Source organism: Frankia sp. CgKIO3 (genome assembly GCF_977946435.1).
This window is the reverse complement of record NZ_CDWTMO010000105.1, coordinates 1-14,847: the sequence shown is the minus strand read 5'-3', so window position 1 is coordinate 14,847 and position 14,847 is coordinate 1. Positions and strand designations below refer to the sequence as shown.

General features: G+C 68.6%; 11 protein-coding genes, 1 pseudogene and 1 riboswitch. Of the genes and pseudogenes, 7 read left to right on the top strand and 5 right to left on the bottom strand.

Annotation, left to right across the window (positions count from 1 at the left end):
• The 3 genes from AC08OJ_RS12990 to AC08OJ_RS12980 form a co-directional block, all read right to left on the bottom strand.
• Window positions 1-122: MmyB family transcriptional regulator (locus AC08OJ_RS12990; RefSeq protein ID WP_476595849.1), on the bottom strand; the 122-nt coding region annotated here is incomplete at its 3' end.
• A gap of 410 nt (window positions 123-532) precedes the next feature.
• Window positions 533-1,837: an RNA polymerase sigma factor gene (locus tag AC08OJ_RS12985; protein ID WP_476595848.1), complete on the bottom strand. Its 1,305-nt coding sequence runs from the start codon at window positions 1,835-1,837 to the stop codon at window positions 533-535.
• Window positions 1,837-2,256, bottom strand: coding sequence for a YciI family protein (locus AC08OJ_RS12980; RefSeq protein ID WP_476594642.1), 420 nt, complete (start codon window positions 2,254-2,256; stop codon window positions 1,837-1,839). The genes AC08OJ_RS12985 and AC08OJ_RS12980 overlap by 1 nt, the downstream gene beginning before the upstream one ends.
• Window positions 2,257-2,565: 309 nt before the next feature.
• On the opposite strand from AC08OJ_RS12980, the pseudogene AC08OJ_RS12975 reads away from it, so the two are divergent.
• The 7 genes and pseudogenes from AC08OJ_RS12975 (at window position 2,566) to AC08OJ_RS12945 (ending at window position 9,939) form a co-directional block, all read left to right on the top strand.
• Window positions 2,566-3,034 (top strand): annotated as a pseudogene (locus tag AC08OJ_RS12975) (DUF72 domain-containing protein).
• A 96-nt stretch (window positions 3,035-3,130) separates the two neighbouring features.
• The gene (locus AC08OJ_RS12970; RefSeq protein ID WP_476595847.1) at window positions 3,131-3,877 is read left to right on the top strand and encodes a response regulator; all 747 of its coding nucleotides are present in this window, start codon (window positions 3,131-3,133) and stop codon (window positions 3,875-3,877) included.
• 453 nt (window positions 3,878-4,330) lie between these two features.
• Window positions 4,331-4,420, top strand: coding sequence for a K(+)-transporting ATPase subunit F (gene kdpF / locus AC08OJ_RS12965; RefSeq protein WP_476593627.1), 90 nt, complete (start codon window positions 4,331-4,333; stop codon window positions 4,418-4,420).
• Window positions 4,421-6,082, top strand: coding sequence for a potassium-transporting ATPase subunit KdpA (kdpA, locus tag AC08OJ_RS12960; protein WP_476593628.1), 1,662 nt, complete (start codon window positions 4,421-4,423; stop codon window positions 6,080-6,082).
• Entirely contained in the window at window positions 6,083-8,245 is a 2,163-nt protein-coding gene (gene kdpB, locus AC08OJ_RS12955) for a potassium-transporting ATPase subunit KdpB (RefSeq protein ID WP_476593629.1), read from the top strand.
• Between the two features lie 2 nt (window positions 8,246-8,247).
• Window positions 8,248-9,144 (top strand): potassium-transporting ATPase subunit C, encoded by an 897-nt coding sequence (locus AC08OJ_RS12950; RefSeq protein WP_476593630.1) that lies wholly within the window; start codon window positions 8,248-8,250, stop codon window positions 9,142-9,144.
• A gap of 96 nt (window positions 9,145-9,240) precedes the next feature.
• Window positions 9,241-9,939, top strand: a complete 699-nt coding sequence (locus tag AC08OJ_RS12945; RefSeq protein ID WP_462188048.1) for a response regulator — start codon at window positions 9,241-9,243, stop codon at window positions 9,937-9,939.
• A gap of 51 nt (window positions 9,940-9,990) precedes the next feature.
• On the opposite strand, the gene AC08OJ_RS12940 is transcribed toward AC08OJ_RS12945, so the two are convergent.
• Both AC08OJ_RS12940 and corA read right to left on the bottom strand, forming a co-directional pair.
• Window positions 9,991-12,591, bottom strand: coding sequence for an ATP-binding protein (locus AC08OJ_RS12940; RefSeq protein WP_476595846.1), 2,601 nt, complete (start codon window positions 12,589-12,591; stop codon window positions 9,991-9,993).
• Window positions 12,592-12,745: 154 nt separating this feature from the next.
• On the bottom strand, window positions 12,746-13,777 hold the full coding sequence (corA, locus tag AC08OJ_RS12935) for a magnesium/cobalt transporter CorA (protein ID WP_476593632.1): 1,032 nt from the start codon (window positions 13,775-13,777) through the stop codon (window positions 12,746-12,748).
• A 361-nt stretch (window positions 13,778-14,138) separates the two neighbouring features.
• A riboswitch (M-box (ykoK) riboswitch) is annotated at window positions 14,139-14,306 on the bottom strand.
• Window positions 14,307-14,847: the final 541 nt, after the last annotated feature.

The following is a 14,847-nucleotide window of genomic DNA, read 5'->3' as shown; positions in this document are numbered from 1 at the left end:
ATGTGCAGCCGCACGTCGTGGCTGGCCCACCAGGTGCGGAACTGGTCGCTGCAGGTGGCGAGCTCGCCGACGAGGGCCCGCAGCGCAGGACCGTGTGGTGCGCGGCCGGCCTCGGTGCGCAGTAGCGCGACAGCACCTCGGGCGGCCTCGGGCCAGTTCGGGTAGAAGTCCCGTGCCGCGGATGGAGGTCGGCACGTTGGCGTCCGGGAGCACGGCCCGGATGACCGGCTCGGCTTGCGCCATGACCTCTTCCGGTGTCCGGTAGTTGATGTGCAGGGAAGCCAGGTTGATCCGGTCGAGCCCGATCCGCTCGAGCCGTTCCTGCCACGACTCCGTGAACCCGTGCCTGGCCTGGGTACGGTCCCCGACGATGGTGAAGCTCCGGGGCGGGCAGCGCAGCAGCAGCATCTGCCACTTTGCGTCGGTCAGTTCCTGAGCCTGCCGAGGGCGTCAACCGACTCGTCACGCTCGTCCACCCCACAACACGTAGCCACGTAACTACAAGATTCGTCGTACCGCGAAGAGCCGGATATCACGCCAGCGCAGCAGCCTTGCGCAGCAGCACCGACCGCTCGCGGACGTTGCGGCACAACCGGGAGGCGAGCTCCAGCTCGGCCCGCGCCTCCGCGGTCCGGCCGAGCCGAACGAGCAGCTCGCCGCGCACGCTCGGAAGCAGGTACGACCCCGACAGGCGGTCGGAGGCGACCAGCTCGTCCACGATAGACAGCGCCTGCTGTGGTCCGTGCGCCATCGCGACGGCGACGGCCCGGTTGAGCTCGACGACGGGTGACGGAGCCACGCGGCCGAGCGCCTCGTAGAGGAGCACGACACGCTCCCAGTCGGTCTCCGGCACCGAGGACGCCGACGCGTGGCAGGCGGCGATCGCCGCCTGCAGCCCGTACGGTCCGAGGCCACGCCCGAGCGCCGAGGCCCGGCCGATCGCGGCCAGACCGCGACGGATCGCCGACCGGTCCCACCTGCGCCGGTCCTGATCCTCCAGGAGCACCGCCTCGCCATCGGGCCCGGTACGGGCGGGAAAGTGCGCGGCCGTGAGCTCGAACAGGGCGAGCAGCCCGTGCACCTCCGGCTCATCGGGCAACAATGCGGCCAGCATCCGGGCCAGCCGGATCGCCTCGTACGCGAGCTCGGGGCGCAGCAGGCGGTCACCGGTCGTCGCCGTCGAGCCCCCCGTGAAGATCACGTATAGCACGCTCAGGACACCGCCGAGCCGCTCGCGCCGTTCCTCGGGCGGCGGCAGCTCGAACGGCACTCCCGCCGCGGCGATCGTCCTCTTCGCCCGCGTGATCCGTGCCTGGACCGTCGGCACGGGCACGAGGAACGCACGGGCGATCTCCTCGCTCGCCAGGCCGCCGACCGCGCGTAGCGTCAGGGCCACGCGGGCTTCGGGCGAGAGCACCGGATGACAGGCCACGAACATCAGCACGAGGACGTCGTCGTCGATCCGGTCGGGATCCCACGGCAGGTCGTCCGAGCGGTCCCGCGGGGCCGCCGTGCCCGAGCTCGCCTCACCCTCGGCGAGCTGGCCGGCGAGCATGGCGTACCGCTCGTCGAGTGCCGACCGGCGGCGGAAGCTGTCGATGGCGCGCCGCCGCGCGGTCGCGAGCAGCCAGCCCACCGGGCTCACCGGCGCACCGTCTCGCGACCAGGCGACGAGTGCCTCCGCCACCGCCTCCTGCGCGACGTCCTCGGCGAGCTCGAAGTCCCAGGTGTAGCGGGCCAGCGCACCGACGATCCGTGCGGACTCGATCCGCCAGACGGCCTCGACGGCCCGCCGCGCCGACTCGGTGCTCGGCGGGCCGCCGATGGCCGCGGGCATCAGAGTTGGCCGGTCCGCTCGCGCCACGCCCGCTCCCTGATGACCCACTCGTTGTCCTGCGGGAACTCGTCGATGCTCGGCACCCGGCGGATCTCGCACTTCGTGCCGGCAGCCGCCGGCAGTCGCTTGGCCCACTCGACCGCCTCCTCCTTCGAGGCCACGTCGATCACGTAGAAGCCGCCGAACAGCTCCTTCGTCTCGCCGTACGGACCGTCGGTGACCACCGGCGTCTCGCCGCTGAAGTCGACCACCACGCCCTGGGCCGGGTCGTCCAGGCCCTCGGCGGCGACGAGCACGCCAGCCCGGATCATCTCCTCGTTGAGGCGGCCCATCGTCTCGAGCATCTGCTCGAAGGGCGTCTCCATCATCTTCGCGACAGATTCGTCCGTGCCTCGCAGGATCAGCATGTACTTCGCCATCTTCGATCTCCTTGATCTCGAGGCCGCCTCTCGACCCTCTCACTCCCAGGTCGAACGGGGCAGCCGCGGATCGACACGGCGGACGGGCGCGGGCCGTACGCACCCCGACGAGGAGCCCAGCCCGTCAGTCTGGTCAGGCCGGGTGCACCGACTGGGCCAGCTTGACGAGCTTGGTAATGATCTCCGCGCTCGTGTAGGCCGGGGGCGGGCTCGGCGCCCGGACTACAGTACCTGTGGCACGGTCGCGACTTGGCGGGCGAACTCGGTCCCGGCTTCCTCGGAGCAGTTTATTCATGGAGGGCTTGGGTCATGCGTCTTCATGTGGGGTGCGCGATATGGACTCACAAGTCATGGCAAGGGCGCTTTCTGGCGCAGCCGCTCCCGCCTCACGAACGCCTGCGGAACTATGCCAGCTGGTGCAACGCGGTCGAAGGGAATACAACGTTCTATGCGACTCCGGCCAGGAGCACCGTGGCCTCGTGGGCGCAGCAGACCGACGCCGGCTTCCGATTCGTGATCAAGCTGCCAAAAACCATCACGCACGAACGCCGCCTGACGGGCGTCGACGAAGCGTTGCGCGCCTTCCTGGCAGCGTTGGATTGACACTGCCGTCGAGTGGTTGCGTGAGGGCCGATCACCCACCGTATTTATTCACACCCCGGACAACGCCGACGCGCTACTACTCGCCCGCTGCTTCCACGATGACGTACGGGTACGTGTGCCTGAACTCGCTGCACTGACTCAGCCGATACCGACCGAGCCTCTGACCCTCTTCTGATCCGGAGGGGCGAAGGCGCAGGGGGCGAGGATGAGGGATGATGCCAGGGTAGGAGACGCCGCCGGTCCGGAGGTGGCTGGAGGGGACGGGGCGGATATGACCCGTCTTCTGTTCGTGGAGGACGAACCGCAGCTGCTGCGGGCCATGCGGATCACCCTGCGCGCTCGGGGGTTCGAGGTACGCACAGCGGTGGACGGCCGGCACGCGCTGTCGGAGGCGGCGTCGTGCCCACCCGACCTGGTCATTCTGGATCTTGGCTTGCCCGACATGGACGGCGTTGAGGTTATCCAGGGGCTACGGGGTTGGACCGGGGTTCCCATCATCGTGTTGTCCGGTCGCGCCTCGGGTCACGACAAGGTGGCCGCGCTCGACGCCGGCGCCGACGACTACGTCACGAAGCCGTTCTCGATCGACGAGCTGCTGGCCCGGATCCGGGCCGTGACCCGCCGCGCCGCCAGCGCGGAACCGGTGACCGTTGTCGACCTCGGCCGGTACCGGATCGACCTCGGGGAAAAGCGAATCAGCCCACGAGACAGCGCCGACGCCGACGCGGGCGCGGGCAGCGGTCGTGAGGGTCCATCCGCGACCGGTGGAGAGGACAAGCCGGACGGTCTACGCCTCACCCCGACGGAATGGCGGCTGCTGGAAGCACTGGTACGCCACCCCGGGAAGCTCATCAGCCATCAGCAGCTGATCAGCCAGGTCTGGGGTCCCGGCGTGGCGGACGACAGCTCCTCGCTCCGCCTCTACATCAACAAACTGCGTCACAAGCTCGAACCCGACCCGGCCCGACCCCGCTACCTGACCACCGAACCGGGCCTGGGCTACCGCTACCAGCCGTAACCACCACGCCTCATTAGCACGCACAGTAGCGCCAGGACACCCTTCGCGGGGATCACCTGGACAAGACGGGGCGGACCGGCCTGCTCCCCGCCCGGGCGGCCGTCCGTGGACCACCGAGAGGTGTTCTGCGTCTCATCCGGGTTGCGCACACCGGGTTTTGCGCGGGTGCGGATCTCGTCCGGGCCGGATGCCGTGTGAGCACCGTGTTGAATTTTCGGGATTGGGCGTCATTGGACCGTTAGCTTCGCTGGTCCGCTGGCGGCAAGGGCTAGATACTGGCAGCTGCCATCAGGCCAGGACGCCAGCCAGGGCGGCGCATTTACTCCGATCTCATCCAAATCCGAGCTCATCCAAAGTAGAAGGCAGGAGTTCCGTGCGTGACGTTGTCTTCGTGCTGCTGACCCTTGCGGTGTTCGCGGTACTCGGGCTAATCCTCAAGGCAGTGGAGAAGCTGTGATCGTGGAGAACATCGCCGGCCTGATCCTTGCCGTAGCCCTCGCGATCTTCCTCGTGGCGGCTCTGCTGTTCCCGGAGCGGTTCTAGATGGGCACGAACGCCGCGGGCGTCATCTTCATCGTCTCGATGGTGCTGGCTCTTACCCTGACTTACCGGCCATTCGGCGACTATATGGCCCGGGTGCATACGAGCGGGAAGCACCTGCGGGTGGAACGCGGTATCTACCGGCTGATCGGGGTGGATCCGGGCGCCGAGCAGCGATGGTCGGTGTATGCACGCAGCGTGCTGGCGTTCTCGCTCGTCTCGGTGCTGTTCCTGTACCTGTTCCAGCGGGTGCAGAACCACCTGTGGCTGGCGCTGGGCCTGCCGGCGGTCAAGCCGGACCTGGCGTGGAACACGGCGGTCAGTTTCACCACGAACACGAACTGGCAGGCCTATTCGGGTGAGTCGACGATGGGCCATCTGGTCCAGATGTCCGGCCTGGCGGTGCAGAACTTCATGTCCGCCGCGGTAGGTATCGCGGTGGGGATCGCGGTGGTGCGCGGCTTCGCCCGGAAGAAGACCGACCAGCTGGGCAACTTCTGGGTGGACCTGGTCCGTACCGTCGTGCGGATCCTGCTGCCGGTCTGCGCGCTCGCGGCGATCGTGCTGATCGCCGGCGGCGCGATCCAGAACTTCCACGGGAACACCACGGTCCCCACCCTGGCCGGGGGGGAGCAGGCGGTCACCGGGGGTCCGGTCGCCAGCCAGGAGGCCATCAAGGACTTCGGCACCAACGGCGGCGGCTTCTACAACGCCAACTCCTCGCATCCGTTCGAGAACCCGACCTCCTGGACGAACTGGTTCGAGATCTACCTGCTGCTGTCGATCGGGTTCGCGTTGCCGCGGACGTTCGGCAAGATGGTCGGCAGCACCCGGCAGGGGCTGGCGATCGTCGCGGTGATGGCGGTGCTGGCGCTGGGCAGTCTGGGAGCCAACGAGGTGTTCCAGGCGATCCACCACGGCACGGTGCCGACAGCCGTCGGGGCGGCCCGGGAGGGTACGGAGACCCGGTTCGGTGTGCCGGACTCGGCGCTGTTCGCCACGGCCACGACGCTGACGTCGACCGGGTCCGTCGACTCGTTCCATGACTCGTACACCAGCCTGGGTGGCGCGACGCTGCTGTTCAACATGATGCTCGGCGAGGTCGCGCCCGGCGGCACCGGATCGGGACTCTACGGGATCCTGGTCCTCGCGGTGATCACGGTGTTCGTCGCGGGTTTGATGATCGGACGAACGCCGGAGTACCTGGGCAAGAAGATCGGCAGTCGAGAGATCAAGTTCGCCTCGCTGTATTTCCTCACGATGCCGGTCATCGTGCTGGTCGGCACCGGCCTGGCGATGGCGCTGCCGGGGGAACGGGCGGGGATGCTCAACAGCGGGCCGCACGGCCTGTCCGAGGCGCTCTACGCCTTCACCTCGGCGGCGAACAACAACGGCTCGGCGTTCGCCGGCATCACGGTGAACACCGACTGGTATAACACCGCGCTCGGCCTCGCGATGGCCTTCGGCCGCTTCCTGCCGATGGTCTTCGTGTTGGGGCTGGCCGGATCGTTTGCGAAACAGCAGCCGGTGCCGGAAACCGCGGGGACGCTGCCGACCCATCGCCCGCAGTTCGTGGGGATGCTCGTCGGCGTCACCGTGATCATCGTCGCTCTCACCTTCTTCCCGGCGCTCGCGCTCGGGCCGCTCGCGGAGGGTCTGCACTAGATGTCCACCTCGACCATTGCGGGTACGCCGGTTCCGGCGCCCGCGCCGACCCCGCCGCCGGCTCCCCGACGGGTACAGGGGGGGCTGCTCGACCCGACGATGCTCCTGCGGTCGACGCCGGACGCGCTGCGCAAGCTCGACCCGCGCACGCTGTGGCGCAACCCGGTGATGTTCATCGTGGAGATCGGCGCGGTGTTCACTACTGTCCTGGCGATTCGGGACGAGACCGCGTTCAGCTGGCTGATCACGGTCTGGCTCTGGCTGACTGTGTTGTTCGCCAACCTCGCCGAAGCGGTTGCGGAGGGCCGCGGCAAGGCCCAGGCGGACGCGCTACGCCGCACCAAGACTGACACGATCGCCCACCGGCTGCGCGACGACGGCCGGCTCGAGGAGGTGCCCGCGCCGCGGCTGCGGCAGGGCGACACCGTCGTCGTCGAGGCGGGTCAGTTCATCCCCGGGGACGGCGACGTCATCGAGGGGATTGCCAGCGTCGACGAGTCGGCCATCACCGGTGAGTCCGCGCCGGTGATCCGGGAGTCCGGCGGTGACCGCAGTTCGGTGACCGGCGGCACCCGGGTGCTGTCGGACCGGATCGTCGTGCGGATCACTCAGAAGCCGGGCGAGAGCTTCATCGACCGGATGATCGCGCTGGTGGAGGGGGCGAATCGGCAGAAGACTCCGAACGAGATCGCGCTGAACATCCTGCTGGCCGCCCTGGCGCTCACCTTCCTGCTCGCTGTCGCGACCCTGCAGCCGTTGGCGATCTTCTCGAAGGCGCAGCTGCCGGGCGTGCCGGACACCAGCGCGCTGAACGGCGACGGCCTGTCCGGGATCGTGATGGTGTCGCTGCTGGTCTGCCTGATCCCGACGACGATCGGCGCGTTGCTGTCCGCGATCGGCATCGCCGGCATGGACCGGCTGGTCCAACGCAACGTGCTGGCCATGTCCGGCCGGGCCGTCGAGGCCGCCGGCGACGTCAACACCCTCCTGCTCGACAAGACCGGGACGATCACCATTGGCAACCGGGAGGCGCGGGCCTTCGTCCCGGTCGGCGGCACGTCGGAGAATGACCTGGCCAGCGTGGCCCAGTTGTCCTCGCTCGCGGATGAGACCCCCGAGGGCCGCTCCATCGTCGTGCACGCGAAGAACACCTACGGCCTGCGGGAGCGTAGTCCCGGCAAGCTCAGCCACGCCCGGTTCGTGGCGTTCACCGCCCAGACCCGGATGTCCGGGGTCGACCTCGATGCGATCGATGGGGGGCCGAACCGGCAGGTGCGCAAGGGAGCGGCCAGCGCGGTGATCACCTGGGTGCGAGATCTTGGTGGCACCGTGCCCGCGGAGACCGGGGAGATCGTGGACGGCATCTCCGCTTCCGGCGGCACCCCGCTGGTCGTTGCCGAGGCCACCGATGGCGGCACGGCCCGCGTCCTGGGCGTGATCCAGCTCAAGGACGTCGTCAAGCAGGGCATGCGTGAGCGGTTCGACGAGATGCGCCGGATGGGCATCCGCACCATCATGATCACCGGTGACAATCCGCGGACCGCCCGGTCGATCGCCGAGGAGGCGGGCGTCGACGACTTCCTCGCCGAGGCCACGCCCGAAGACAAGATGGCCCTGATCAAACGAGAGCAGGCCGGCGGCAAGCTCGTCGCAATGACCGGCGACGGCACCAACGACGCCCCTGCGCTCGCCCAGGCCGATGTCGGCGTGGCGATGAACACCGGCACGTCGGCCGCCAAGGAGGCCGGCAACATGGTCGACTTCGACTCCAACCCGACGAAGCTGATCGAGATCGTCGAGATTGGGAAGCAGCTGCTCATCACCCGCGGGGCGCTGACCACCTTCTCGATCGCCAACGATATCGCCAAGTACTTCGCGATCATCCCGGCGATGTTCGCGGCGATCTATCCCGGGCTGGACACGCTCAACCTCATGCGGCTGCACAGCCCGCAGTCGGCGATCCTCTCCGCCGTCATCTTCAACGCGCTCGTCATCCTCGCCCTGATCCCGCTGGCGCTACGCGGCGTCCGTTACACCCCGTCCAGCGCGTCGGCGATGCTGCGTCGCAACCTCTACATCTACGGCGTCGGCGGTCTGATCATCCCGTTCGTCGGGATCAAACTCATCGACCTTGTCATCCAGTTCATCCCGGGAGCCCGGTAACCATGCCTGCGACCCGACTTCCCTCCTTCGTGCGGCAGCATCTCGCCGCCTTCCGCGCACTGCTCGTGCTGACCGTGCTCACCGGCATCGCCTATCCGCTGGTCATCACGGCCATTGCGCAGCTTCCCGGGCTGAAGGACAAGGCGAACGGCTCGTTCGTCACGAACGCCAGCGGCCAGATCGTCGGTTCAGCCGAGATCGGCCAACTGTTCACCGACGACAAGGGCAACCCGATCCCCAAATACTTCCAGTCCCGCCCGTCGGCGGCCGGCGACGGGTACGATCCGACGTCAACGTCCGCGTCCAACCTCGGCCCGGAAGACATTGTCGACAGTTTCGACGACCCGGCCACCAAGGACGAGGACGAAAGCAGCCAGAGCCTGCTCACCCAGGTCTGCGCCCGCAGCAAGGCCATCGGTGACCTGGAAGGGGCCGACGGCCGGCGTCCCTTCTGCACCGCGAACGGCGTCGGCGCGGTCCTGTCGGTGTTCCGGACCGGCGGCACCACCGGACCGGTCACCCGGGCCGTCAGCATCAACGAGGAGTGCCCGGCCGCGCCCTTCGTCGCCACGTACCAGGGCGTCAAGGTCGAGTGCACCAAGCCCGGCGAGGACTACTCGGCCGGCATCACTGTGCCGATCAAGGGGCCGGGTAAGGGCACGGACAACCCGGTCCCGGCGGACGCGGTCACCGCTTCCGGTAGCGGCCTCGACCCCGACATCTCCCCGGCCTACGCCTACCTGCAGGTGAACCGGGTCGCGAAGGAACGCGGCCTCGACCCGGCCACGGTCCGCGCGTTGGTCCACGACCACGAAGACGGCCGGGCGCTGGGCTTCATGGGCGAACCCACGGTCAACGTCCTCGCCCTGAACCTGGCCCTCGACAAGACGACCAGGTAGCGGGACGCTCAGCCCCGAGGACACCCCCGGCGGAGGCCTCACGATGATTCGCACCCTGCCTGCCGTACCGCCCGGTTTACTGCCGGGAGATGACGCGTGACCAGCGTGCTCGTGGTGGACGACGACCCACGGCTGCTCCGCGCGCTACACATCACCCTGCGCGCCCGCGGCTACCAGGTCACCGTCGCCGCGGACGGAAGCCGCGCGCTCGCCGCCGCCGCCGAACACGAACCCGACATCATCCTGCTCGACCTGGGGCTTCCCGACCTCGATGGCGTCGACGTCATCCACGCCCTGCGCGGCTGGACCGCCGCCCCGGTCATCGTGCTCTCCGGGCGCGCCGGCAGCAGCGATAAGATCGTAGCGTTGGACGCCGGTGCCGACGACTACGTCACCAAGCCCTTCCGGGTCGACGAACTGCTCGCCCGGCTGCGCGCCGTCGTCCGGCGCACCCCGCCGCCCACCGAACCGCTCACCGTCGCCCTGGGTGACTATCTGATCGACCTCGACGCACGGCGCGTCACCCGCAAACCCGACAGCGCACGCCCGGACGGCCCCGCCGAGGTCCGGCTCACCCCCACGGAATGGCACCTGCTCGACGTCCTGGTCCGCCACCCCGAAAAGCTACTGACCTACCGGGATCTGCTGCCCCGGGCCGGCGGTCCCGCCCCCAAGGAGCAGAGCCACTACCTGCGCCAGTACATCGGCCGGCTGCGCCACAAACTTGAACTCAACCCGGCACAGCCCCGCCACCTCATCACCGAGCCAGGCATGGGCTACCGGTTCCAGCCATGACCTCGTTATCCACATGTGACCTCGTTGTCCAGCCATGACCTCATCGTCAAACTATGACCTCGTTGTCTGTTGACCGTCCCGCGATCTGAGGACCGCACCGCCCGCCGGCTGGGCGGACCCGCCGACCGTCGCGACCGGCAGCGTTACCACCATGGTCAGGCCCCCGCCGGGGGTGTCCTCCGGCGTCAGGGTGCCGCCCATCGCCTCCGTCAGGCCCCGGGAGAGCGCGAGGCCCAGCCCGATGCCGCTGTCGTTGTCGGTGTCGCCCAGCCGCTGGAACGGCGTGAACGCCTGGTCACGGTCCTCCGCGGGCAGTCCAGGCCCGCGGTCGATGACCCGCAGCTGGATCCGGTCGCGCAACGCACTAGCGGTGATCAGCGGGGGCTGGCCCGGGGGTGAATAGCGGGTCGCGTTGGATAGCAGGTTGGCGATCACCCGTTCCAGCAGCGCCGGGTCGGCGTAGGCCAGCGGAAGGTCGTCCGGGACCGTCACAGCCACGTCGCGAGCTGCCGGGCCCAGGTCGCGCAGCACGCCGGGAATCACGTCGTCGAGCCCGACCAGGGCGGGGAACACGCTCAGGCGTCCAGCCTGCAACCGGCTCATGTCGAGTAGGTTCTCCACCAGCCGGGCCAGATGGTCCAACGCTTCCTCAGCGGTGGCGAGCAGTTCCGCCTGCTCCTCGGCGCTCCACTCGACCTCGTTGCTGCGTAGGTTCGCGACTGCCACCGAGGCCGTGGCGAGCGGGCTGCGCAGGTCGTGGCTGACGGCAGTGAGCAGGGCGCGGCGGGTGCGGTCCGCTTCGGCGAGTGGCCCGGCTTCCGCTGCCACCTGGGCCAGCCGCCGCTGTTCGAGGGCGACCGCGGCCTGCGCGGCGAAGGCGGTGAGTACCCGGCGGTCCGCCGCGGGCAGCGGCCGGCCCCGCAGGACCAACGTCAGGTTCTCGCTGACCGGTACCTCCGTGTCGGCCTCGTCCGGCCGTAGGCACGGGTCGGGCCCGGCGCTGTCGACTACCCGCCAGCCGTGACGGTCTGCCTTGTGGGCGCCGTTCTGACCGCCCTCGGCTGCGCGTTCGAGCAGGGCGACCGAGGTCAGCCCGAACCTCTCCCGCACCTGCGCGAGCAGTGCCGGCAGCGCCTGCTCGCCACGCAGCACGTTCCCGGCCAAGGTCGAGAGCATCTCCGCCTCCGCGGTAGCGCGTACCGCCTGGCTGGTCCGCCGGGCGGCCAGGTCGACCACGCTGCTCACCATCACCGCAACCGCCAGGAACGCCAGGAGTGCGAGCATGTTGTTACTCTCGGCGATGATGAAGCGGTGTGTTGGTGGGATGAAGTAGTAGTTCAGCAGCAGCAAGCCGCCAAGCGCGGCCAGCAACGCCGGCAGCAGGCTGCCCACCAGCGCCACGGCGACCACCACGATCAGGAACCCCAGCACGTTGCTGGTCAGGTTGAGATCGGTCCGCTGGTGCGTCAACGCAAGGGTCAGCAGCGGCAGCAGCACGACCGCGGCCAAGACACCGGCAAGCCGCCGCCGGAGGGTCAGCTCACGGGCCCGGCGGGGCAGCAGCCGCCCCTTGCCCACCTCCTCGTGGGTGACCAGGTGCACGTCGATCGGCCCGGACAGTTTCGTTGTCGTGACGCCGATACCAGGGTCGATCATGTGGGCCAGCCGGCCGCGCCGGCTCGCGCCGAGCACGAGCTGGGTCGCGTTCTCCGCTCGGGCGAATTCCAGCAGCGCGATGGGAATGTCGTCCCCGGCCACCTGGTGGTAGCTGCCGCCCAGGCTCTCCACCAACACCCGCTGCCGGGCCAGATGCGCGGGCGACGCACCGGCCAGGCCATCGGATCGGGTGACGTGGACCGCAAGCAGGTCCGCACCCTTGGCGCGATCCGCGATCCGCGCCGCCCGGCGGATCAGTGTGTCGTCCTCAGGGCCGCCGGTCAGTGCGACAACCACCCGCTCCCGCGTCTCCCAGATGCCGGAGATCTGATGCTCGGTGCGGTAGTGATCGAGCTGTTCGTCCACCTTGTCGGCCAGCCACAGCAGTGCCAACTCCCGCAGCGCGGTCAGATTGCCGACCCGGAAGTAGTTGCCCAGCGCGGCGTCGATCTTGTCTGGGCCGTAGATGTTGCCGTGGGTCATCCGCCGCCGCAGCGCCTCCGGTGTCATGTCGACCAGTTCGACTTGTTCGGCGGCGCGTACCACCGCGTCCGGCACGGTCTCCCGCTGCGGGACTCCGGTGATCCTTTCCACGACGTCGTTGAGCGACTCCAGATGTTGGATGTTCAACGTCGACAGCACGTCGATGCCCGCGTTCAACAGCTCGTGGACGTCCTGCCAACGCTTGGCGTTCCGGCACCCCGGGACGGTCGTGTGCGCCAGCTCGTCGACGAGCACCACCGCTGGCGCGCGGGCCAGGATCGCATCCACGTCCATCTCAGTAAAGGTGGCACCGCGGTAGGAGACCGTGCGGCGGGGCATGATCTCCAATCCGTCCAGCAACGCGGTGGTCCGCGGTCGCCCATGGGTCTCCACCAGCCCGACCACGACGTCCGTTCCGCGTGCCTTGCGCCGCTGAGCCTCACAGAGCATGTCGTAGGTCTTGCCCACCCCCGGCGCCGCGCCGAGGTAGATCCGCAGTCTGCCGCTCGCCATACGCCCCAGTTTCCGCGTACGAGCCGCCGCTCACGAGCCTGCGGGGCGATACGTAACCGGCTGTTCGAGGAAGCCGGAGCGGGCTGTGCAATCCACACCGGCGGCAACCTCACGATACGTGGGCCAGCCGACGCCCTCGTCCTCCTCGCGCTGGTCACAGCCATCGCCGCTGCCTGAAGATCACGTACAGCATAATGGACACCAAGGCCATCAGGCCGAGCGCGAACGGGTACCCGAACTCCCAGCTCAGTTCCGGCATGGTCTCGAAATTCATCCCGTACACAGTGCCGATCAGGGTGGGCGCGAAGAGGATGGCCGCCCAGGCCGAGATCTTCTTGACCTCCTCGTTCTGCGCGAGGCTCGACTCGGTCAGCGTCTTCATCTCCTCGTTCTGCCGCTGCCCGACCAGCGCGGCGTTGACGGTCAGGATGTTCGCCAGCAGTTGGCGGAACCCCTCGATTCGCTCCACCACGCCCACCGCGTGGTCGGACACGTCCCGCAGGTACTGCTGCAGCTCGGGGTCCACGCCGTACTTGGCGAACCCCGCGGCCAGCGCGTCCAGCATGCCCAGCAGCGGCTTGGCCGCCCGCTGGAACTCGATGACCTCACGGGACAGCTCGTAAATGCGCCGGCTCACCGCCGGATCTCCCCTGAACACCTCGGTCTCGATCTCGTCGATGTCGTTCACCAACCCGTCCACCACCGGGGCGTAATTGTCGACGACCCGGTCCAGGATTGCGTACAACACCGCCTCCGGGCCGTGGGCCAACAGCTCCGGGTCGGACTCCATCCGCCGGCGCACCCGAGGCAGATCCGGCGCATCCCCGTGCCGAACTGTGATGACGAAGTCGTCCCCGACGAAGACGTGCAGTTCGGAAAAGTCAACCTCTTCCCGCGCGTCGTCATAGCGGGCGGCCCGCAACACCACGAACAGGGTCTTGCCGTACCGTTCCAGCTTCGGCCGTTGATGCGCCTGCACCGCGTCCTCGATCGCCAGCTCGTGCAGGTCGAACTCGGCCGCGATCGAAGCGATCTCCCGCTCGTCCGGGTGGACCAGACCGATCCACGCCAGATCCTGCTTGTTCCGGCCCCGGCGGTCCCGCAGCAACTGGTAGGTCTCGCCCAGCGAGCCCGGCCGCGCCAAGCGCCGGTCGGCGGCGTAAAACGCGTTCTCCACGACAGTCATCACGTCAGCTTCCCGGGCCGCGAACGGCATCCGCGTCCGCCCGCATGGTTGTGTCGGCAGGGTCAGGCCGGGGCGGCAGCCGCTGCGCAACGACCTCCCGACGGTGCGCAGCTGGCTGATGCCGCCCGACGTGGTCGTCTCACCTGCGACGGGACTGCTCGGCTAGATCATCAGTCTGACGGGGCAGGCTCAGGCGAGGGGGGTCACCGAGGCGACGGGGGTCACCGAGTCAGCCCAGGACAGACGGCAACTATGGCCGGGACTCATCCCGCCACCCCCCTCCCACCAGGCGCCCGCAGGCGCGACTAGTCCAGGCGGGGTGACCGCGACAACCACACCCGGCCGAAGCCGGGCGACACCGAGCACCCCTCCTCGTCAGAGCTTTGGCACTGCGCGGCGTAATCCCCACCGGGAAGCCACTTGGGCTCACCCCTTAGCCCGGGGAGAGCTGTCCTGACCCGGGGCGTCTCTCGACGTTCAAGGTCAGTGGCCTATGTCCGCGCAGACGCCTCACCGAACGAGGTGCTGCCCGGCCAGGATGCCCCCGCACGCCAGCTCGTGTCAATGTCGGCAACCGGACCAAACGGCGCGCACCCCGACGAAACACACGTCCGGGCCGGACCACGCCAGTGTCGCCACCCGCGCGCCTCGCCGAGGTGACCTGCGCCACCCGGACGTTTCCCGCGGGCGGGTCGGCTCTTGGCAGCGCATTCTCGGTCTCGATCGTCACTGGGGCTGGTTGATCCACATTCGGATGGGGAGCGGGGCGGCGTGGGACGGCGGCGGAATCGCCCTCGGCATCGATGCCGACGTCGTCTCCCGAAAAACCCGACTCCCGGCTTTAATGGCGTCACGTTGGGTGAGGGCCCGCATCGGGCTCGCACCGGCAGCGGTCCCCAGGTCCTGGCTGCTCTCCGCACCCTGGTGATCAGCATGCTCCGGTTCGCTGGTTTCGCCAACACCGCTCGAGCCTTACGCCGCCACGCCGCTATCCCGACCAGGAGATCACCCTCGTGACCAGCATAAATACGACTTTGGGATCGTCATTAAATAAGTTGATCATTTGATCT